Annotated in this window: 17 protein-coding genes and 2 tRNA genes; 12 read left to right on the forward strand and 7 right to left on the reverse strand. The window is 41.0% G+C overall.

Annotated features, from left to right (window positions below; all coding sequences use genetic code 11):
* Window positions 1-127: 127 nt before the first annotated feature.
* A tRNA-Leu gene (locus V7K97_RS03900) sits at window positions 128-208 on the reverse strand.
* A gap of 408 nt (window positions 209-616) precedes the next feature.
* Here V7K97_RS03900 and murA point away from each other — a divergent pair.
* Window positions 617-1,984 carry a UDP-N-acetylglucosamine 1-carboxyvinyltransferase gene (gene murA, locus V7K97_RS03905; protein ID WP_334799398.1) on the forward strand — a complete coding sequence of 456 codons (1,368 nt, stop codon included), beginning with the start codon at window positions 617-619 and terminating at the stop codon, window positions 1,982-1,984.
* 846 nt (window positions 1,985-2,830) lie between these two features.
* Here the strand turns inward: murA and V7K97_RS03910 are convergent.
* On the reverse strand, window positions 2,831-4,441 hold the full coding sequence (locus V7K97_RS03910; RefSeq protein ID WP_334799385.1) for an iron uptake porin: 1,611 nt from the start codon (window positions 4,439-4,441) through the stop codon (window positions 2,831-2,833).
* 402 nt (window positions 4,442-4,843) lie between these two features.
* On the opposite strand from V7K97_RS03910, the gene V7K97_RS03915 reads away from it, so the two are divergent.
* The 5 genes from V7K97_RS03915 to V7K97_RS03935 all read left to right on the forward strand — a co-directional run bounded on the left by V7K97_RS03915 (window position 4,844) and on the right by V7K97_RS03935 (window position 8,364).
* On the forward strand, window positions 4,844-5,785 hold the full coding sequence (locus V7K97_RS03915) for a metal ABC transporter substrate-binding protein (protein WP_334799399.1): 942 nt from the start codon (window positions 4,844-4,846) through the stop codon (window positions 5,783-5,785).
* A 174-nt stretch (window positions 5,786-5,959) separates the two neighbouring features.
* Window positions 5,960-6,727 carry a metal ABC transporter ATP-binding protein gene (locus tag V7K97_RS03920; RefSeq protein WP_334799386.1) on the forward strand — a complete coding sequence of 256 codons (768 nt, stop codon included), beginning with the start codon at window positions 5,960-5,962 and terminating at the stop codon, window positions 6,725-6,727.
* A gap of 11 nt (window positions 6,728-6,738) precedes the next feature.
* A complete protein-coding gene (locus tag V7K97_RS03925; protein ID WP_334799400.1) occupies window positions 6,739-7,608 on the forward strand; it encodes a metal ABC transporter permease in 870 nt (289 codons plus the stop codon).
* Window positions 7,609-7,682: 74 nt separating this feature from the next.
* A tRNA-Phe gene (locus V7K97_RS03930) sits at window positions 7,683-7,755 on the forward strand.
* Window positions 7,756-8,241: 486 nt separating this feature from the next.
* Window positions 8,242-8,364: a hypothetical protein gene (locus V7K97_RS03935; protein ID WP_334799387.1), complete on the forward strand. Its 123-nt coding sequence runs from the start codon at window positions 8,242-8,244 to the stop codon at window positions 8,362-8,364.
* A 113-nt stretch (window positions 8,365-8,477) separates the two neighbouring features.
* Here V7K97_RS03935 and V7K97_RS03940 read toward each other — a convergent pair whose 3' ends face one another.
* Both V7K97_RS03940 and V7K97_RS03945 read right to left on the reverse strand, forming a co-directional pair.
* Entirely contained in the window at window positions 8,478-8,765 is a 288-nt protein-coding gene (locus tag V7K97_RS03940; RefSeq protein ID WP_334799388.1) for a hypothetical protein, read from the reverse strand.
* A gap of 40 nt (window positions 8,766-8,805) precedes the next feature.
* Window positions 8,806-9,183 (reverse strand): hypothetical protein, encoded by a 378-nt coding sequence (locus V7K97_RS03945; RefSeq protein ID WP_334799389.1) that lies wholly within the window; start codon window positions 9,181-9,183, stop codon window positions 8,806-8,808.
* 128 nt (window positions 9,184-9,311) lie between these two features.
* Between V7K97_RS03945 and V7K97_RS03950 the strand changes: the two genes are divergently transcribed.
* Window positions 9,312-9,500 carry a hypothetical protein gene (locus V7K97_RS03950; protein ID WP_334799390.1) on the forward strand — a complete coding sequence of 63 codons (189 nt, stop codon included), beginning with the start codon at window positions 9,312-9,314 and terminating at the stop codon, window positions 9,498-9,500.
* 390 nt (window positions 9,501-9,890) lie between these two features.
* Here V7K97_RS03950 and ccmS read toward each other — a convergent pair whose 3' ends face one another.
* Both ccmS and V7K97_RS03960 read right to left on the reverse strand, forming a co-directional pair.
* On the reverse strand, window positions 9,891-10,319 hold the full coding sequence (ccmS, locus tag V7K97_RS03955; protein WP_334799391.1) for a beta-carboxysome assembly chaperone CcmS: 429 nt from the start codon (window positions 10,317-10,319) through the stop codon (window positions 9,891-9,893).
* A 172-nt stretch (window positions 10,320-10,491) separates the two neighbouring features.
* Window positions 10,492-12,300: an ABC transporter ATP-binding protein gene (locus V7K97_RS03960; protein ID WP_334799401.1), complete on the reverse strand. Its 1,809-nt coding sequence runs from the start codon at window positions 12,298-12,300 to the stop codon at window positions 10,492-10,494.
* 223 nt (window positions 12,301-12,523) lie between these two features.
* On the opposite strand from V7K97_RS03960, the gene V7K97_RS03965 reads away from it, so the two are divergent.
* The 5 genes from V7K97_RS03965 (at window position 12,524) to V7K97_RS03985 (ending at window position 20,096) form a co-directional block, all read left to right on the forward strand.
* Window positions 12,524-13,372, forward strand: coding sequence for a prohibitin family protein (locus V7K97_RS03965; protein WP_334799392.1), 849 nt, complete (start codon window positions 12,524-12,526; stop codon window positions 13,370-13,372).
* Window positions 13,373-13,454: 82 nt separating this feature from the next.
* Complete coding sequence (locus V7K97_RS03970) at window positions 13,455-13,871, forward strand: DUF1824 family protein (protein ID WP_334799393.1); 417 nt, start codon at window positions 13,455-13,457, stop codon at window positions 13,869-13,871.
* Window positions 13,872-13,943: 72 nt separating this feature from the next.
* On the forward strand, window positions 13,944-15,869 hold the full coding sequence (locus V7K97_RS03975) for an ABC-F family ATP-binding cassette domain-containing protein (protein WP_334799394.1): 1,926 nt from the start codon (window positions 13,944-13,946) through the stop codon (window positions 15,867-15,869).
* A 364-nt stretch (window positions 15,870-16,233) separates the two neighbouring features.
* A complete protein-coding gene (locus V7K97_RS03980) occupies window positions 16,234-17,055 on the forward strand; it encodes a glycosyltransferase (RefSeq protein WP_334799395.1) in 822 nt (273 codons plus the stop codon).
* A 1,031-nt stretch (window positions 17,056-18,086) separates the two neighbouring features.
* Window positions 18,087-20,096, forward strand: a complete 2,010-nt coding sequence (locus tag V7K97_RS03985) for an ABC transporter ATP-binding protein/permease (RefSeq protein ID WP_334799396.1) — start codon at window positions 18,087-18,089, stop codon at window positions 20,094-20,096.
* Window positions 20,097-20,768: 672 nt separating this feature from the next.
* On the opposite strand, the gene V7K97_RS03990 is transcribed toward V7K97_RS03985, so the two are convergent.
* Window positions 20,769-21,327, reverse strand: a 559-nt coding sequence (locus V7K97_RS03990) for a CAAD domain-containing protein (protein ID WP_334799397.1), incomplete at its 5' end; no start/stop codon positions are given.

A 21,327-nucleotide genomic window follows, 5' to 3' on the forward strand; every position in this document is an offset into this window, starting at 1 on the left:
CTTTAGCCTGCATCGTGGTTTTCATCCCCTGCCTGAAGTACGAAATACGCAACTGCGTTGCTGTTTCTCAGGGGTTTTCAACCTACCCTTTATAACTCTTCACTTCTAACTCCTAACTTAGATAATATGCGGAACCCGGGACTTGAACCCGGAAGCCTTGCGGCACTAGAACCTGAATCTAGCGCGTCTGCCATTCCGCCAGTTCCGCTTGTACTTTTGTTTATCGACAATTTCTTATTATTGCGTAATTTTTTACCTTTGTCAAGTGCCATCGTCGCGCCCCGTTAAAAATCTCACACTGAAAACGAGTGATTCCGGCGATCGGTCAAATCAAAATATTAGCTCAACAGTAAAGCATTGATTTTTAGATAACACTTAAGTTATTTTACTGAGTATTTAATTTTGCTTCAACTTACTACTTATTCATTCTTTTTTGATAAAATTCTCAAAAGCCCAAAAAGCTTACTATTGTTTGTTTTCAGCCCGCCTTTTTTACCTAAAAAACAATTTTATTGTCCAAGATGTTACCCTAAAACGTGGACATTTTGAATCTTTACTGTAGAATCAAAACCAACTTCAAGCATATAAAATACGTATTACTTTTGGAGGTAGGCTTATTAATCCTTCTACCAGCTTACCAGATGCCAAAATTGCTCCAGAAGCAGACTCCTCAGTCTTGCAAATTTGGGGTGGGCATCCTTTGCGAGGTCATGTGAAAATTAGCGGGGCAAAAAATGCAGCATTGGTAATCATGGCTGGAGCCTTGCTGTGTCCGGGCGATTGTCGTATTCGCAATGTCCCCTTATTAGCGGATGTAGAGCGGATGGGTCAGGTGTTATTAGCTTTGGGTGTAGAATTAACACGACAAGGCGACATTTTAGACATCAACGCCAGCGAGATTAAAACATCAAAAGCTCCCTACGAACTAGTTACCCAGTTAAGGGCGAGTTTTTTCGCCATTGGAGCAATTCTGGCAAGACTAGGAGTAGCACAGATGCCCTTACCAGGCGGTTGTGCAATTGGGGCAAGACCAGTTGACTTGCATGTTCGGGGACTGCAAGCAATGGGAGCTGAGGTGCAAATTGAGCATGGCATTTGTAATGCTTATGTTCCTGGCAGCAGCCGGAGATTAAAAGGTGCGAAAATTTACCTAGACATCGCCAGTGTTGGAGCTACGGAAAACTTGATGATGGCGGCTACCCTGGCAGAGGGTGAAACGATCATCGAAAATGCTGCCAGAGAACCGGAAGTAGTTGATTTAGCTAACTTCTGTAACGCGATGGGAGCCAAGATTAAGGGGGCGGGAACTAGCAGAATTATTGTTGAAGGAGTCGCCAAATTACATTCCGTTGACTACAGCATTATTCCCGATCGCATTGAGGCCGGGACGTTTTTGTTGGCAGCAGCAATTACCCGCTCAGAACTTATCCTCTCGCCGGTGGCTCCAGAACATCTTGTACCAGTGATTGCCAAGCTGCGGGATATTGGAGTAACAATAATTGAGGAAAAGCCTGAACAATTACACATTCTGCCAGCAGAAACCCTCAAGGCAACGGATATTGAAACCCAATACCATCCAGGTTTTCCTACAGATATGCAAGCGCCGTTCATGGCTTTGCTGACATTGGCAGAAGGCGACAGTGTGATTAACGAATCCGTCTTTGAAAATCGCTTGCGTCATGCCTCAGAGTTAAATCGCTTGGGGGCAGATATTCGTGTCAAAGGTAACGCTGCTTTCGTTCGGGGAGTAGCAAAATTGTCTGGGGCACCAGTATTAGGCACAGACTTACGAGCATCGGCAGCGTTAGTCATAGCAGGACTGGCGGCAGAAGGACAAACCACAATTCAGGGACTACAGCACCTCGATCGCGGCTACGATCGACTCGATGTGAAATTGCAGCAATTGGGGGCTAAAATCCTTCGCGTGGGCGAAACATCAGCAGATGCAGAAATCGCTCCCAGCATCAGTAGCCTGTCAAGTTGAAATTGATCGGTTGAGACTGACCCAAGGACAAGGGAGATAAGGTAAAATTTTCTCCCTCTCCTCCACCATCTATACCCTGCCATCTGCTAAATTCTCCTGATAGATAGAGGCTTTTAAGCTTTGTAAATATCTTTTTTTAATGAATATTCAGGAAAAATCTGTGTTGGCTGTTACAATATTGATTGTTAAGAAAAGTTGCCCGTTGCATTTTGGGAACGCGCAATTGGGTTTTAACTCTCTTGAGAAGACAACGCAAAAAAATATTTTCTGGACCAGCTGTGGGAGGCTGGTCTTTTTGTATTTAAACTGCTTATTTATAGATCAATACGCTTGGGTTAAGGGCTACTGGCAACAATTTTGGGTTTTCGAGACGCGATAAATCGCCGTTTCTACAAGTGTTTTGTTGCTCATTCTGAACTGTATTGATTTATAGATTGGTTATCCCATAACTCACTACAAAGACTTTCAGTATCTATCGTTAGTTACTTCAAGGTTCTAACTGACAATGCTAAAAAGGGAAGATTTTTTAACTAAACCTTGTCCGTTTTGAAACCTGGAGTAGTGCGGGCATCTTGCGCGCTACTACCAGTAGGGAGCAAGATGCTCCCACTACTTTTAAAAACTATGGTTCTCAAAATAGATTTGGTTTAATTTCCGCAATTACCCTGTTTCCTATGCGTTAAATCTACTAGAGATTTTTATTTTCCTGCCGCTACAACCGATTGCATCTACGTGATAATCGCTATATTGTTTTGAGATATCATATGCTGAGTTTTATTTTTGAGATCGCACACAAGATAAAAGACGCAAAGTATAAATTTGCGTCTTTCGGCAAGATTGTGAAAATTAGAAAGTGAATGTAGTTCTCACTGTACCAATCACGATATCACCGTTTTGATTGTCATGATCTGGCGCTGTCAACCAGATCACTCCTGGGGTAATGCTGATATTGTCACTGAGCTTATATTGATAGAAACCTTCAATGTGATATGAAGTATCTGGATCTTTGTTGATACCTGCATTGCTGAGAGAACTGCTCACACCGGTAACTTTAGGTTCCATACCTACAACAATACCTGCAACGTTACCTTTTTTACCAAGATCCGGGAAAGCCAGTGTGACAGCATAGTTCCAGATTTCGGCATCGCCAGGAGTAACTGAAAGGATGCGAGCTTCGGTCAAACCAGCCCAACCGCCAATCACGAATTTTGAGCTAGGTTGGAAGGATGCTTCTATACCGTAGGAGTTACTAGAAGCATTCTGCAATATGTTATTGGCGTTATTACTACCACCACTACCATTGGCAAAAAAAGTATTGTTGTAGGCATTAAGGTAGGTCAAACCAAGGGTAATTTGGTTGGTAGGCTTAACTGTTAACTGCGCGATCGCACCATAAGCACCATTGAACAGTCCAGAGCCTTGCTGAGGGTTAGCAGCATCATTGGCTAAATATCCCAAGCTTAATTCGAGCTTATCACTGAACTCGTGTTTGATGCCGATGCCAGTACCATTGGCTAAATAATAAATTGGGTTGCGAGTCCCAAATTGGGAAAGGGCGCCAGTACCACCATCGCCATCTAGATACGGGTTGACTGTGTTGGTGAAATCATCAATTGCACCTGCATTTGCTTCCAGGGTGACGGCTGTTTTCTTCCCGAGAGGGAACTGATACAACAGTGCGTCTATCACAACTTGATTATTGTTGTTACCACCAGCAAATCGGAAGTCACCTTCTGGTGTAAAGGTAGCAGTCTTAGAGAAGGCGTCTAGGTTTGTTGCCTGAAGTCGTGTTCTGAGTAAATCTTGACCAGTAAAACTGGTGTCGAGGTTCAGGCGCACCCGGTCTGCAAGGACGGTATTTTGGTTGACTTTATTACCATTAACTGTATTTCCACTTACGACACTGGCGATCGCAACTACCACTTCCCCATTCAGTTTAGTTGTGGTTGAAAACTGATGTGCTTCCAATTCAGCAGAGCGTGTTTCTACTGCATCCACACGACCTCTAAGTGTCGCTAGTTCTGCTGAAAAGTTTTCTTGCAGCTTTTGTAATTTGGCTAAATCTTCTTTTGTCACCAAATCAGCTGTGCCGGTGGCTATTAGTTCGTTAACCCGATCGAGACAAGAATTCAAACCAGCAGCAAACTCATATCGTGTTAAGGCGCGATCGCCACGATAAGTGCTATTTGGGTATCCTGCAATACAACCATAGCGCTCTACCAGCGATTGCAAGGCTTGGAATGCCCAGTCTGTAGTTTGCACATCAGATAACTGAGACACTGAGGTAACTTGCGCCATTGCCTGATCTGGCGCTTTCATGTTTGGACTAGCTAAAACTTGCGGTTGATTGATTTCAGATGTGTTGGATGTTTCACCTGCAAATGCAGCAGTATTCACAAATAGCACTACACCGCAGATTGCTGGACTAACTAGCAGATATTTACAGAATTTTTTCACTTTTCTCCTCACACTGATCTCTAATTAACACCCAAACACGTTAAAAAAAACGTGTATTTATGAGAATATTTCTCATGAATTTTATCAGAATTTAGCAAACGTTTTCACAGAAAAGTCAATAAAGGCTGATTATTCAAGGAAAACTAAATTGCAAAGGGCTGTACGGTCTAAAAAGTTTCGTTGTTAATTATTACACAGGAAATCTAGAATGATATTATTTGTTGAGAATGAGAATGAGAATTATTATAGTATAAAGTTTAGAATAGGTCTCATTCTCAATGGGAACTGTGACACAGGTACAGCAAGCATCGTTTTTGAGGAGAAAACACAGTGATTGTGAATTGTAAAAGACTTAGAACAGGTAGACAAAGAAGCGGCATCTTGCCGATCATTGCTCTGCTAATGTTGTCAATGGCTGGAGGTTGTAGCCAATCGAATCGGAATCAGGGAAAAACTTCCCAACAATCGCCGCAAGTGCGGGAAGTTGGCTCTACCGCGCCGGCGCAGTCGGGAAAAACTAAAGTAGTGACGACATTTTTGCCGATGTATTTGTTTACTAAGGCAGTGGTTGGCAATGTGGCAGATGTAGAAATTTTAGTGCCGCCTGGTACGGAGGTACATGAATACCAAGCGACACCAGAAAATGTCAAGGCGATCGCTACTGCTAATGTGTTAGTAAAAAATGGTTTAGGTTTGGAAGAATTTCTGGAAGGTACTGTCAAAAATGCCCAAAATCCCAAATTAACTGAAATTGATGCAAGTAAAGGTATTAAACCCTTAAATGAAATTTCACCTGTTGATAAAATAGCGCAACAGGGAAAAGACCACGAAAATACCCAAGGTAATCCTCACGTTTGGTTAGATCCAGTTTTGGCAAAACAGCAGGTAACAAATATTCGGGATGGATTAATTGCTGCCGATCCTGCGAATAAAGTTACTTATGAGGCTAATGCTATGGCTTATATTCAAGAATTAGAAAGTTTAAACAGCGAATTCCAGCAGACTTTACAAAAAAATCCCAGTTGCACCTTTATTACATTTCATGATGCATTTCCATATTTAGCTAAACGCTATAACCTCAAGCAAGTTGCTGTGGTAGAAATTCCCGAAGATCAACTTTCACCAACGGATGTAAAAAATGCAATTAATGCAGTAAAAAAGTATAAAGTTAAAGCTTTATTTAGCGAGCCGGGAGTAGATAATAAACTACTGGTCAGCCTCTCCAAAGACTTGAAGTTAACTTTGCGTCCTCTGGATTCTCTGGAAACTGGCGAAACAGATCCACAGCATTATTTTAAGGCGATGAAAGCTAACTTAAAAATTCTGGAAACGGCCTGTAAGTAGGTTTGTAATTTGTCCTTTGCAAACGACCAATGACCGAATGGCACTAAGAAAAGCCCCAAAGTATTGTGTAACCTCGTTCCCAGCCTGGAGGCTGGGAACCAGTTAACCACTTAGGGCAAGGGCTGTATCTTAGTGCCATTCGACCAATGACCAATGACTAATGACTAATAACTAATGACTAATAATATTTTGAAAGTACAAGGATTAACTATCTATCAAGGCAGCTATCTAGCTGTTAAAGATGTTTCCTTTGAATTGTTGCCAGGAACAGATACGGCGATCGTTGGCCCCAATGGTGCTGGTAAAAGTACTCTGGTAAAAGCGATTTTAGATTTGATACCTCGAAGTGCTGGTACGATTGAAATATTGGGTCGCCCAATTGCCAGGTTGGGGCACTTACGTAATTTGTTGGGCTATATGCCGCAAAACTTCATTTTTGACCGTAGCTTTCCCATTTCTGTTAGCGAATTGGTGGGGTTGGGATGGACTAAAGAAGGGAAAAGAAATTCATTTTTCTCCAGCTTGTGGAGACAAGATCGGGAGAAATTGGCAGCAGTAAAAGAAGCTTTACGACGAACTGATGCTGATCATTTAAAGCATCAAGCTATTGGTACTCTGAGCGGTGGTCAACTCAAACGGGTTTTATTGGCTTATTGTTTGGTAATGCCTCGGAAACTGTTGGTACTAGATGAAGCTTTTGCTGGTGTGGATGTACAAGGTACAGCAGATTTTTATGCTTTGCTAAATGAATTAAAGCGAGAGGAAGGTTGGACAGTATTGCAGGTTTCTCATGATATTGATATGGTAAATCGCCATTGCGATCGCGTGCTTTGCCTGAACCAAAGTATTGTTTGTACTGGGAAGCCGGAAATTGCCCTTTCACCGCAAAACCTGTTAGCAACCTACGGGCCAGGTTTCAGTCGCTACCAGCACCAACATTAATGCTCATAAGTATGAATTTCTTCGATGATTGTCAAATAGCTTGGTTAGCGATCGCCAATAGTAATGACTTGGTAAGCTTATTACAATTCCCTTTTATGCAGCGTGCGATCGTCGGTGCTGTGTTGATGGGAATACTTGGCGGGATGTTGGGTAGTTTTGTCACCTTGCGCCAGTTATCCTTTTTCAGCCACGCCGTTGGTCATGCAGCATTAGTCGGTGTAGCCTTAGGCGTGCTGCTACAAATAAATCCTACTTGGATGCTGTTACCTTTTACCTTAGTTTTTGGTGTTATTGTCCTCTACTTTATCGACAAAACCGACTTAGGTAGCGATAGCGTACTTAGCATAGTGCTATCCGGGGCATTAGCGATCGGTGTAATTCTCACAAGCCTAATTAAAGGATATCGTGGCAACTTGATGGCTGTGCTGTTCGGGGATATTCTAGCGATCGATACCACAGATTTGATTTTGACGCTGCTAGTACTTGTGGGAGGTAGTATATTTTTACTATCAACCTTACGGCAGCAAATTTTGTTGACCCTTAACCCTGATGTAGCGCAAGTTCAAGGTATTCCCGTCCAACTGTACCGCTACGCTTTTGTGGTCTTGCTTTCACTCGCCGTTGCTGTAGCGATTAAAGCTGTTGGCGTTTTATTGGTGAACGCCTTTTTGGTTATTCCCGCCTCTACCGCCAAACTGATGAGTCACCACTTTAGCCGCTTTCTGGTCATATCGGTGATAGTTGGTTCCATCAGCAGCATTGCTGGCATCATGGTGTCAGGTATTTTTAATCTTGCTTCTGGCCCAAGTATTGTTCTTGTCCAGTTTCTAATATTTGTAGCTGTTTTCATCTGGTTTAAGTTGAGTTTGAAAGCTGCATAAATATTTTTCTCTAAAGGCTTGCTATATTCTTTGATGTTTGCTACATTGAATAATCGTGGCTCACAAAAGCCCCAGCCGGGATAGCTCAGTTGGTAGAGCAGAGGACTGAAAATCCTCGTGTCACCGGTTCAAGTCCGGTTCCTGGCATTACTTACAGACAAAAACACCACTTGCATCCTGCATCCACTCGCAGTAGACAACTATATTCCTCAATAGGAGTTACCTGACACACTAATACCCCAAAATTGCAATGTTGCTTTCCTGGGGTATTTTTTATGAGGGATACCCTGTATTTTAAAGTGTCACTTTTTCTGTCATTTAAAATGACATTTAAAGTGTCACTTTAAATGACACTTTATTTTAAGGGGTACAGCCGATATCACTAAGATATTTGCAAATATAGATTTTCCTAGTCACAGTATACGTTACGGCTTATTTTCTTATTTTTATGATAAAAATAATCGGCGTTATTTTATTGATATGACATAAATAATACAAGGAATTAGCAGCAAGGGATTTAGAGATTATCACTTCCATAGCGCTGTTAATGCCAAGTACACACATAAGATGCGATTTTATGCCTAGAGGTATTCCAAATAGCGGTACTAGAAAACCAGGTTCAGGGAGGCAATCATGACAACTAAAGCTAAACGTGCATTAATTCAAATCGCTGGTATTGAAATAGAAGCATTTCAATTACCTGACGAAAGTTCGACAAAATACCTGCTTGGTGGGCAGTACTCGCTAGAGGGATAGTAAGCCGGAATTAATAACAAAAAACCCTTTAGAAAGTCAGTCTCCTAAAGGGTTTTTTGTGGATGTACTAGCGTTTCATCTCGAATTCAAGGTTGACAAATTATCGAAGTTAACTAAGAAAAATTGACGGCTGGTGTTAGGGTATTCTCATCCATATCAAAGGCACAATCACCGCTACATTCTATGGTTTTCTCACCGTGTACCCATGCTTCAGTAATAGCTATGGTGTATTGCCAGTTCATTTGGTCGTAATTAATTCTGTAATTCTGTTCGACTATCACGCCCTTAAATAATCCCTCACCTTGTTCAAAAATGTTATCAGTCTGTACCCATTCCCCTATCTGGAAGCGAGGCACGGGAACAAGGGCAGTGGTCTGTTGTATTGGTAGTTGACAAGTCATGTTTTACTCCTAATAAATGAAAGTCTCTAGTAGTTAGCCATTAGTCACCGAGCAAGGATACAACCTCTTCTAGTTTCTGCTTTGCCTTGTACAGGTTGATAAGCTTCTCTTGCTCCCATCTGTCAGGGGAACTGAACCGTTTACCTTCCATCGTCAGCTTAATTAGTGCTGCTTGCTCATCAGTGGGTGAATTCATTTGGTCAAGTGCTACGCCGATATTTTGAAAGGCTTCAAAAGTGAGCTTCCTTAATCCCTTACCTTCCTGTAGCTGGTGAAGGGCAATCGAGGGGAATGCCATTAACGAGGTAACGTAACTGACCTTGTAACCAGCATTGCCAGTTGGCTTGATGCCATACCGTCTACACAAATCTCTCAACTCAGCAATGGTTTTGATTTCGAGTTCTGACCGTGTGAACATAAAATAGAGTTACCCATTTGTAAAAGTGGTATCGGTGGTGAACTTGTTTTGGCAGACTGGTATCACCACCAATAAAACATTAAACACTTGTACACTAATGTTTCAGTAATTATTTACATTTCTAAACAATGCCCAATCCCAAAGGTAATCCTGAGAGTCTAGAACCAATTAAATCCAATAGAGAGGAACCGTTGACGACTACTATCAGCTTCAGGGCTACTGAATCAATGAAGGAAGAGGTAAAGGCACAAGACGACCCACCTGAATTTTGTAGAGAAGCTATTCAAGAGAAACTGGATAGGAGTAAAGGGAAGTAATAGCCCTGGAAGAGATTAGATTTAAATACCTTAAGGTGGGGAGCATCCCAATTTTGCCAAAAGGCACAAGACTAGCAGAAAAACCCTGTACCAACCTCTTTCCTTGGCGTCCTTGGCGTCCTTGGCGTCCTTGGCGGTTCGTTATTTCATTAGACATCTCCAGAAATTAAATATGCGTCACCCAGAACCCTTGTACAGACGTAGCACTGCTACGTCAAAACAATTCTTTTTCGGAGATGTCTATTATTGGCCTAAGCCAAAATCCCGGATAAAAATAAACTTGCACATTTGGGATGCTCCCGATTTCCACAAAGCAATGAACTAAATAACAAGCGCAGAGTTCTTATCTTCCTCCGCGTTCCTCTGCGCTTCCCTCCGCGTTCCTCTGCGTTAAAAAACAATCTCCCCCCTCATCCTCTCCTCCAACACATCCAACAACCCATCCACATCCTTTCCAGCTTGCTCAAAACAAATCGGTGGTGCTGGTTCCGGTGCAAACTGAATTAACTTAATTTCCCCCTTCCCAATCCCAATCATCACAACCTCCACATCCGGCTTGTGATTCTCCACAATTCCCAAAATTTCCTGAAGCCGATTTTCAACTCTAATATTTAAATTCTCTATCTGCTCTTTCGGACAATAAACAAAATGCGGCGTTGGTTGCAAATCAATACCAACAGTACCCTGACTGTCACCATTTGCTAACCACAATCCCCAAAACAGCGCCGCCAACTCTTGCTGATTTGCTTTGACAAACTTATCCAACTGGCGACGCCACTTGTTATCACCTGATTCTGCTTGACTATTACCAAAAAACATAAATAATTCGTAATTCGTAATTAAAATACTAAGACTAGACCTTTTATGAATTCCTCCATAACCTCTTATCTCTGTGTTCTCTGCGCCTCTGTGGTTAAATAAATTACTTTAAAACCGCAGAGGCACAGAGTCAGCTGAGAAAAAAGAGATTTTATGAGTCACTTTGAAAGGATTATTTCAAACCACTCTGTACACGCCAGAGACTAGAATAAATCCCATCTTTCTCCAGCAATTGCTCATGGGTTCCCGACTCTACTAATTTCCCATGTTCCATGACATAAATGCAATCGGCATTGCGGATGGTGGAAAGACGATGAGCGATCGCAATTGTAGTTCTATCTACTGTAATCCGTTCTAGCGATCGCTGGATTGCTGCTTCTGTCTCATTATCCACTGCTGAGGTCGCCTCATCTAAAATCAGAATGGGGGGATTCTTTAAGACTGCACGGGCGATCGCAATCCGTTGTCTTTGTCCACCAGATAACTTTTGTCCTCTTTCCCCCACAATTGTCTCATAACCTTCGGGCAAATTAATAATAAATTCGTGCGCCTCCGCCACCTTCGCCGCCGTGATGATTTCTGGCTCTGTAGTCTCAAAGCTGCCATAGGCAATATTCTCCGCTACAGTACCATGAAATAGAAACACATCCTGACTCACCAAGCCAATGCAACGACGTAAATCTTGCAAATTCAAACTTTGTAAATCAATGCCATCGAGAGTAATGCTTCCTGTTTGCACCTCGTATAACCGCAACAAAAGCTTGACTAAAGTGCTTTTACCAGAACCAGTAGAACCGACAATTGCGATGGTTTTCCCCGCCGGAATATCCAAAGACAGATTTTTAATAACTGGAAATCTATCTTTATAGGCAAAATAAACATTTTTAAATTGGACTTCACCACGTACCTCATCCACAGGTAACGCCACATCACCTGTATGAATAGCGATAGGAGTATCCAACAAATTCATCACTCGATTAGTAGAAGCCATTGCCCTTTGAAATTGGTCAAAAGTTTCGCCTAATCTAGTTAAAGGCCACAGCAAGCGCTGAATTAAAAACACTAATACGCTGTAAGTACCTACAGACATTTTTCCCGAAACCGCAGCCATCCCGCCATATAAAAGTAATGCCGTGAAACCCACCAAAATCAGCATCCGAATTAACGGGACAAAAGCAGCAGAAAGAGTAATTGCCTTAGAGTTACTGCGGCGATAAGCATCACTATCTAATTCCAAACGAGAGGCTTCATAAGTTTCAGCAGTGAAACTTTTAATAGTAGTAATTCCGGTAATATTATTTGACAAACGCGAATTGAGGAAACCTACCTTTTCTCGCACATCGGCGTAACGGGGTGCCAGCAGTTTTTGATAGGCAAAAGAACCCCAGAGGATAAACGGCATGGGCGACAAAGCCATCCACGCTACACTACGAGCCAAAATAAAGAAAGCAGCGCCAATAATTACAACAGTTGCAGAGACTTGGATAATATCATTCGCTCCCCCATCCAAAAACCGCTCTAATTGGTTAATATCATCACTGAGGATAGACATTAAACCGCCAGTGCTGCGTTCTTCAAAATAAGCCAATTCCAACTCTTGCAAATGTTTGTATGCATCCAAACGCAAGTCATGCTGAATATTCTGAGCCAAATTCCGCCAAAGTCGAGCGTAGGCGTACTCAAAAACAGATTCTAGTATCCAAATGATCACAGTGAGGAAGGAAATAATCAAAAATTGTTGAAAGACATCGCGTACCCCCAACTGGGCAATTATGGAATCCTGTTGCTTGACTACCACATCCACCGCTACGCCAATTAAACCGGGTGGTGCCAAGTCGAAAAATTTATTGAGGATAGAATAAGTAGTCGCCAGCCAAATTTGTTTACGATACTGGTGTCCATACTCAAGCAAACGCCCAAGAGGATGCGTTGAATGTTTATGCCTTCTTGATGCCCGATGAGATTTTAATACAGTAGCCACGGCTTTTTGCGGTTTTGTGTCACTGATATTAGCACGAAACAAAGTTTTCAGTCCCAAGTCCTGAATCTGAAGATTGATTCAGACAGACTAATGAGACACTTAAACTAGTAACTTGGGGACTGGGGATTGAGGACTGGGGACTGGGGACTGGCAGAAAGGGAAGAACCATACCCAATGACTAATAACAAATGACTAATGACTAACTTATATTGGAGAAAGGAATTTGAAAAATCAGCAATTGGGTAATTGGCAAACCACAGTTTTGGGAATTGTGTTAGCAATACTAGTGATTCTTGGGCTAAATTCCTTTATCATTATTAATCCTGGACAAGCAGGAGTGATCAGCATCTTGGGTAAAGCAAAAGATGGCGCTTTATTGGAAGGTATTCACGTCAAACCGCCTTTTATCACTGTGATAGATGTGTATGATTTGACAGTGCAAAAATTTGAAGTGCCAGCCGAGAGTTCTACTAAGGATTTGCAAAATTTATCTGCGAGATTTGCGATTAACTTTCGCCTCGATCCGATCAAGGTAGTTGAAGTCAGAAGGAAACAAGGAACATTAGAGAATATTGTATCGAAAATCATTGCACCCCAAACACAAGAAGCATTTAAAATTGCCGCAGCCAGAAGAACAGTAGAAGAAGCAATTACCAAAAGAAGTGAGTTGAAAGAAGACTTTGATCAAGCATTAGGCGATCGCTTAGACAAATATGGGATAATTGTGTTAGATACTAGCGTAGTTGATTTAGCGTTCTCACCAGAATTTGCCAAAGCAGTGGAAGAAAAACAAATTGCTGAACAACGGGCGCAAAGAGCCGTTTATGTAGCACGTGAAGCTGAACAAGAAGCACAAGCAGATATTAATCGCGCCAAAGGTAGAGCAGAAGCTCAAAGACTCTTAGCAGAAACACTCAAAGCCCAAGGAGGACAGTTAGTTCTGCAAAAAGAAGCAATTGAAGCTTGGAAGTCTGGCGGCGCTCAAATGCCCAAAGTTCTCGTTATGGGTGGTGACTCAAAAAGCGGTGTCCCCTTCATATTCAACCTTGGAAACGTCGAAAATCAACCTTAATTAGAGTAAACAATACTTAGTAAGTTGGGCTAGTCCCAACTCAAACACAACAGAAAAACCAACAAGAAAATCATCGAAGTTTATGTCAACCTCCAATCATCACAATCTCACCGCCGAAGAAGCGAAAAAATTACTGAAAAAATTCAACTGTCTAGACATCGCCCCTATCCTGAATCCATCAGAAAAAGTAGTAATTCGTGATGCCTTAATTTTGCTCACCAAGCTTGCTGATTACCAAATTTTAGGAATTTGTGCTGATACAGCAGAAGAAGGAATATTGGCAATGAAAACTTATTCTCTGGCTTTGGGTTATGAACCACCAGACAATTTACTTACACCTGAAGGCCCAGTTTATATCAAATTAAATGGTAAAAACGGCTTGTGCTATCTTGATTCCTACTCTGGACATCATCGTGGAGTATTAGTATCTTGCCAGTCTGACGACGAAGAGGGAATCAACGAGATGTATGGACATTTACCCTTGGATTTATTTGTATAGAGTTCAGCTAATGTAGGTAAGGTATGTGCCTTGCCTACTCACTAATGAAAAATAATTAATGAATTAAATCCTATGAGTATTATTACACTGCAATCAGTAACAAAAGACTTTGGCATCAAGGAAATTTTAAAAGATGCTAGCTTTAGCCTTGATGCTACTGATAAAGTTGGTTTGATTGGTACTAATGGTTCTGGTAAATCAACTCTGTTAAAGATGATAGCTGGTCTAGAATCTATTGATAGCGGACAAATTTTAATCAACTCCGGTTCTAAAATTATCTACTTACCCCAGCAGCCAGATTTAGATGAAAATCACACAGTTTTAGAGCAAGTTTTCGCCGACAGTGGCGAACATATTGCTTTGGTGCGAGAGTATGAGGAACTCTCAGATAAATTGGTTCACTATCCAGATGATAGTCAACTGATGTCTCGTCTTTCTGTGGTGATGCAACAGATGGATACGAGTGATGCTTGGGAACTAGAAACTAATGCCAAAATCATCCTCACAAAATTAGGAATTTCTGACTTTGATGCCAAGATAGGCACTTTATCTGGAGGCTATCGCAAGCGCATTGCTTTAGCATCAGCCTTGCTATCAGAACCCGATGTTTTGCTCATGGATGAGCCGACAAACCATCTTGATGCTCTTTCTGTAGAATGGCTACAAAGTTATTTAAATCGCTATCGCGGCGCACTTTTTCTGATCACCCACGATCGCTATTTTCTAGATCGCGTTACCAATCGGATCGTGGAAATTGACCGAGGCGACATTTACACCTATACAGGTAACTACTCATATTACCTCGAAAAGAAAGCTTTAGCTGAAGAATCTGCCGTAAGTAGTCAACGTAAACATCAAGGCTTGTTGCGGCGCGAGTTGGAATGGCTCAAAAAAGGGCCGAAAGCTAGAAGTACTAAGCAAAAAGCTAGAATTGATCGCGCTCATGCTTTGCGGGATACTGAATTTAAACAAGTTCAGGGTAAAGTTGATATTTCTACAGTTGGTCGTCGCATTGGTAAAAAAGTTATTGAATTAAATCAAGTTTCTAAAGCATACAATGGACGTACCCTGATTAATAATTTTACCTACGAATTTAGTCCCGAAGACCGCATCGGCATCATTGGCGCTAATGGTGCTGGTAAATCCACTTTAATGGAGATTATTACCGGTCAGATTCAGCCAGATTCGGGTATTGCGGAAATTGGTACGACAATTCACATCGGTTATTTTGACCAGCATTCTGAAGAATTGCTCACAGCTTTAAACGAAAATCAGCGCGTGATTGACTACATTAAAGAAGAAGGTGAATTTATCAAAATTACCGATGGTACTCAAATTACTGCTTCCCAGATGTTGGAGCGGTTTTTGTTTCCTGGTAATCAACAGTATGCTCCAATTAGTAAACTTTCGGGTGGTGAAAAACGGCGTTTATTTCTGTTGCGGGTTTTGATGAGTGCGCCCAATGTGTTGATTCTAGATGAACCGACAAATGATTTAGATGTGCAGACATTGGCAGTACTAGAGGATTATTTAGAAGATTTCGTAGGGTGTGTAATTGTAGTTTCTCACGATCGCTACTTTCTCGATCGCACCATCGACACAGTATTTTCCTTTGAGGAAGGCGGTAATCTGAGGCAATATCCAGGGAATTACTCGATTTATCTGGACTATAAGAAGGCTGAAGAAGCACAGCAACAAGCTGCTAACAGTAAGGAAAAGCCCAAAAATGCCGAAGCCCAAAATGGTGTGGCTTCACCCAAGGATGTAGAGAATACAAAGCGGCGTAGGTTATCCAATTGGGAAAAAAAAGAATTTCAGCAGTTGGAGGGTAAAATTGCTCAGTTAGAGGCTGAGAAAGCGGAAACTGAGAAAACGCTAGCGAATGTCTCACCGGGGAATTATAGCCAAGTGCAGAAATTGTACGATCATGTGGAAAATCTTAAGCACGCCATCGATGTGGCGACTGAACGCTGGTTAGAATTGGCTGAGATGGAGTAGACCTCTTGCATAAATCAACCAGAAACCTTGTTCAGTAAACCAAAATTTTTTCCCGAAAGAGCGATCGCTACAATATTTGTAGCTAAGGAGATCCACAGTCACTACAGAACTCTGGCTTCAGATTTATCACATCTGCACAGTCAGATTCCTCGTACAAGAACCGGACAGCCCCTTTGTGTCCTGGTTGTCCCCCTACCTTCAAACCACTCTTTTTCTTGACTGCTTTCTTTTTTGCATTCAGTGGATCGGCTGATGGTGGTGATGATGTCCAGCACGTTAAAGAAGCTGTAAAAATTTATAATTTAAGCATTGTTCATAATTTAAAGTTTTTTCTATGAGAAATCGAGGGGTGGTTTATTGTGCAATGGGAAATATTATATATCTGGAAGCAGCTTTAATCAGTGCGATGAGCCTACGTCAACTGGAGCCAAAGATACCCATTACTCTCATCAGCGATCATCTGTTATTGAAACTTCTGCCTCTTGGTGACTACGAAATTACTCCTAGTTTTATTGAGGCAAGTGAGATAAATGATGATAGCTCATTCTTCTCTAGGGACATTAAGACACGTCTATCAACCTTTAGTCTATACAAAGAAACACTTTTTCTAGACGCAGATATTCTTCCCCTAAAACCTATTTCTGAGCTTTGGGACTACCTCTCTCAAGAAGATATGGCTATGGTGGTTGACAGACTTCCAACCTTGTCCTTGTGCGAACATATTTCCCCAGAAGAGAAAAGTTACACCTTACAATATCTTCCAGAAGGCACAACTCAGTTTAATAGTGGGGTAATTCTTTGGAGGGACAGTATACAAACTCAGTTTTTGTTTGAGCTATGGCATCAGGAGTGGCTAAAGTTTAAAAAGCAGGATCAGCTAGCCCTAGTTAGAGCCATTAATCGTACACAATTTTCTGTGACGAGGCTTCCTCAGATATATAACATTTCCCCAATCGACGCTGCATCTAGGGTGAACAATAAATCTGTTGAGATGCTTTCTCATATACATCAAATGTGCCAAATTAAAGCTGCATCTATGCTCGATCAGAAAAATGATATTTGCTTTCTCCATTGCTGGGGTGGGCTTGTTACTTCAGGCAAATTCCGTCAAATTGCTTACAAATTTTATCCAAATATAGTTCAGCAAGTAGTTGGCGCGATCACTTTTTATTTAGACAATTATTAATTCGGCTTAAAAACTTTTGAATATGAGATGGCGGGTGGTGTTCGTAGTAGCGTTAATCGCGTCTCTCCTAACTCTTTCTTTTGTTCCCATGCAATAATCTGCGATCGCTCAGAAAGTCTGCCCCAACGTCAGCGGTTATTATAAAAGACCGGGTGGTCTTATTGTGAATTTAACCCAGAACCAGAACAGTTGTACTTTTGAGGGTACAGTAACTAACTCGCCTACCATATTCCATAAAGTCACTGGTGTGTTCTATGATAATCGCACTGCTGACGTTGTTACAAGTCGTACCAATCTTTCAACTGGTTGTCAGACACTGATGTATGCTACATTGACTTTTCTTAGTGTACCAAATCTATACAGAAGCGTCGTATATCAAACAGACGGTAAATGCGAGCTGCCCGAGAACTATACTGAAGACGATGTTTTTACAAAACTTTGATTAGTTATAGGTGACTGGTACTAATTTAAGAGGATGTCTGAAAAGTCTTTATAGATACTGATATCAAGTCTTAATAAGTCAGCATCTCACCTTTGCAAACACCTGACGATTATAAATCGCGGCTACACAGACAAAACCCACCTCCCTGGGTTCAAAAACCTTAATTTTTATTAGTCCGCGTAGGTGGTCACTGAGCCTGTCGAAGTGCGGACTTTTTTGTGTAGCCGCGAATTCCATTCTATTACTATTTTAACTGTCTTAACTGTCTTAACTGTCCACTTAACTGTTTTACTCCTATTGCATTTTGTTGATAAAGCTGAGATGATTCATAAGTTGAAGTTCAGTATATTGTTTTTAAACAAACAAGCTTCTTTTAAAGATTGTCAAACTAAATCTTATTTTGTATTGTTCAGGTTTTAGCCGAACGGTTGAAAGCTGGCATCCAGCAAGCACAAGCAAACATCTAAGTGCAAAGATGGTTCTAAGTTCTAACTATCGAGTAAAAAATATTACTCAATAGCTAGGACTAATTATTTGGCACAAAAGTACTATTTTTGTTTACAACAGATATTCAGTTAATCTCCAGAATATGCCAACCCAAGTTGTTCCAGCTCAACCTTTAACAAATGCTTTTTCCGGTTTTACTCAATTTTGGGAAGATGTAAAAGCGGTTGTCCAGCCTTACTGGTATCCAACAGAGCCAGGAGAAAGAGCATTTTCAGATGTGATTCGTGCCTGGGGAATGCTCATTCTCCTGATATTATTAATAATTGCGCTTGTAGGTGCGACTGTTTTTAATAGTTTCATCAATCGCTATTTACTCGATATCATTATTAAAGAAAAGGATCTTTCTAAGTTTTTTGATGCTTTATTACTTTATGGTATGGCTCTGGTATTGGTAACGCTCTTGGTAGGGTTTTCTAAATTCCTTAGAAAACAAATCGCTCTCGATTGGTACCAATGGCTAAATAATCGCATTCTATCAAAATATTTGAGCAGTCGAGCCTATTACAAAATAAACTTTAAATCAGATATTGATAATCCAGATCAACATCTATCTCAAGAAATAGAACCCATTGCCAGCAATGCTTTGAGCTTTTCAGCTACTTTCCTGGAAAAAGTCCTGGAAATGACAGCTTTTTTAATAATCCTTTGGTCAATCTCTCAGCAAGTTGCGCTAATTTTAGTTGCTTATACGGTCATAGGCAATTTGATTGCCGTTTACTTGACTCAAGAATTAAATAAGATTAATCAAGAAGAACTCGAATCGAAAGCTGACTACAGCTATTGTCTGACTCATGTTCGCACTCATGCTGAATCAATAGCTTTCTTCCGGGGAGAAAAACAAGAATCAAATATCATTGTCCGCCGATTTACTCATTTGATAAAAAATGCCAAGCGCAAGATAAATTGGGAGAGAAATAAAGATATTTTTAATAGAGGATATCAGGCTGTAATCCAAATCTTTCCATTTATAGTATTCGGTCCTTTAGACATTAAAGGGGAAATGGATTTTGGAGAAATTAGCCAAGCAGCTCTAGCCTGTAACCTATTTGCTAATGCTTTGGCAGAATTAATCAATGAATTTGGGACTTCTGGACGATTTTCTAGTTATGTTGAGCGTTTATCTGAGTTTTCAGATGCTTTAGATGAAGTAACTAAACAACCAGAAAATGTCAGTACTATTAAAACAATAGAAGAAAACCATCTGGCTTTTGAGAATGTTACCTTACAAACGCCCAACTATGAACAGGTAATCGTCGAAGATTTATCTTTGTCTGTTCAAGCTGGAGAAGGATTATTAATTGTTGGTCCTAGTGGTCGAGGCAAAAGTTCTCTATTGAGAGCGATCGCTGGTTTGTGGAATGCAGGGACTGGTCGTCTAGTGCGACCTCCCTTAGAAGAAGTCTTGTTTTTACCCCAACGTCCTTATATAATCTTGGGAACTTTACGCGAACAGTTACTTTATCCTAATACTAGTCGTCAGATCGCCGACGTAGAACTCAAAGCAGTATTGCAACAAGTCAACCTGCAAAACTTACTTAGTCGAGTCGATGGCTTTGATACAGAAGTTCCTTGGGAGAATATATTATCAATAGGAGAACAACAACGCCTTGCTTTCGCACGACTGTTAGTTACTCGTCCTAGTTTTACTATTTTAGATGAAGCAACGAGTGCTTTGGATTTGAAAAATGAAGGAAGTTTATATCAACAGTTACAATCAACGAAAACAACATTTATCAGTGTTGGGCATCGGGAAAGCCTGTTTGATTATCATCAATGGGTTTTAGAACTTTCACAAGATTCCAGTTGGCAGCTTATGACTGTGCAGGATTATCGGACTCAAAAGGCAAGTATTACTAAACCCCCAACAAATGCTCAAATAAAAACAGATGATTCATCTCAAGATAAATCCCTAAAGCAAGCAGAAATAAACACAGTCGAAGGATTTTCTCATAAAGAAATGAATGCATTAACATACTATTCCATTAGTACTATTAGAAGTAAGGCAAGTAAAGGCGAGTCTATTACTACTAAGGACAGCTTTACCTATCGCTATGATAAAGATCCCAAGATGTTGAAATGGGTGAGAGTTTAGCGATTAGGCAGAGCCAAGTCATTGAGGAGCCGGATGAAGTGAAAGTGTCACGTCCGGTTTTGAAGACGAGCGGGACTCGTCAGAGTCTCGCTTAGGGACTGACAACAAATAAATTATCCAATCTTGTGGGGTGGGCAACATGAGCGCCTTTGGCTGTGGGCGGGTGAGACACCCACCCCACAAGAAATAGTTGAGTATTTTTTTATTTGTCAGTCCCTTAGTTTAAGGGTCATACAATCCAATTAACTCTTGTGGGGTGGGCGTCTCACCATTGGTGTCAAGTTAAGATAAAACCCCTTTAAAACCTCGTTTCCAGTCTCTGACTGGGAACGAGATCATCTCTAAGAGGCTTGTTCTAGGCTGGCTTTCACGTTAAGTTGACACCAATGGCGTTTCGCCCGCCCTATTGACTGGGCGCTCATGTTGCCCACCCCATAATATTGGACAATTTATTTCTTGGAGTTCCCTAATCTAAGATGGGGTAAGCTTTTCAATAAGTGCTTTCTCGCATCAGATTGGTGAAAGAACTATGGTTATGCTGCTAATTTTGATCTAGTTTGAACGAAAAATCGTCGTTTCAGGCACTTGAAATTTTCTTAGCGTACAAGAAACCTTTTTTGGCACGGTGATGCCTTTTACTATGAAAGAAAGCAAATATGGAGGCATAACAGCTTATGAATCTTGTCCCTGGACAATTTCTTTTTGGATAAAACTAATTTGTGCAGCTAATTCTTGTCGAGTGGAAGCTTTGAATAGATATCGGAAAAAAAACCAGATTAAGTAACCAATTCCAGTCAACTCAAACACTAGATTTAACTGCGGTATTTCATTTATTACATTTAATACAGCTAGAATTAGCTTAACTGCAACAGTCGCTGTAATAATTGTAGCAAAACAAATAATTGGCAGTTGGTATTCAGTGGAAAAGCTACCTAAGTATTTAGGCAATTGCTCCAAAAATGTAGAGATTTTCCCGCCAATTTGCTGCCGTTGAGGTAAGGGTTGATTATCAGGTCTTAGCAATGGTTGAGTATCAAGGTTTGAACTTTCAACTGCTACGTAGTTTACCGTCGTAGGCATCGCTTCGGTAGATGTAATATCAATAGATTTCGATTGTTGTACTTTACTCTCCTGAAGTAAGGGTTGATTATCAGGTCTTAGCAATGGTTGAGTATCAAGGTTTGAACTTTCAACTGCTACGTAGTTTACCGTCGTAGGCATCGCTTCGGTA

This window comes from Nostoc sp. (assembly GCF_036917815.1).
Taxonomy (GTDB): Bacteria; Cyanobacteriota; Cyanobacteriia; order Cyanobacteriales; family Nostocaceae; genus Nostoc.

What these genes read in the sequence shown, in the direction of transcription:
- V7K97_RS03915 (WP_334799399.1), top strand. Translation starts at nt 4,844, where the DNA reads ATGTTGTCAATGGCTGGAGGTTGTAGCCAATCGAATCGGAATCAGGGA.
- V7K97_RS03920 (WP_334799386.1), top strand. Translation starts at nt 5,960, where the DNA reads ATGACTAATAATATTTTGAAAGTACAAGGATTAACTATCTATCAAGGC.
- V7K97_RS03925 (WP_334799400.1), top strand. Translation starts at nt 6,739, where the DNA reads ATGAATTTCTTCGATGATTGTCAAATAGCTTGGTTAGCGATCGCCAAT.
- V7K97_RS03935 (WP_334799387.1), top strand. Translation starts at nt 8,242, where the DNA reads ATGACAACTAAAGCTAAACGTGCATTAATTCAAATCGCTGGTATTGAA.
- V7K97_RS03940 (WP_334799388.1), bottom strand. Translation starts at nt 8,765, where the DNA reads ATGACTTGTCAACTACCAATACAACAGACCACTGCCCTTGTTCCCGTG.
- V7K97_RS03945 (WP_334799389.1), bottom strand. Translation starts at nt 9,183, where the DNA reads ATGTTCACACGGTCAGAACTCGAAATCAAAACCATTGCTGAGTTGAGA.
- V7K97_RS03950 (WP_334799390.1), top strand. Translation starts at nt 9,312, where the DNA reads ATGCCCAATCCCAAAGGTAATCCTGAGAGTCTAGAACCAATTAAATCC.
- ccmS (WP_334799391.1), bottom strand. Translation starts at nt 10,319, where the DNA reads ATGTTTTTTGGTAATAGTCAAGCAGAATCAGGTGATAACAAGTGGCGT.
- V7K97_RS03970 (WP_334799393.1), top strand. Translation starts at nt 13,455, where the DNA reads ATGTCAACCTCCAATCATCACAATCTCACCGCCGAAGAAGCGAAAAAA.
- V7K97_RS03975 (WP_334799394.1), top strand. Translation starts at nt 13,944, where the DNA reads ATGAGTATTATTACACTGCAATCAGTAACAAAAGACTTTGGCATCAAG.
- V7K97_RS03980 (WP_334799395.1), top strand. Translation starts at nt 16,234, where the DNA reads ATGGGAAATATTATATATCTGGAAGCAGCTTTAATCAGTGCGATGAGC.
- V7K97_RS03985 (WP_334799396.1), top strand. Translation starts at nt 18,087, where the DNA reads ATGCCAACCCAAGTTGTTCCAGCTCAACCTTTAACAAATGCTTTTTCC.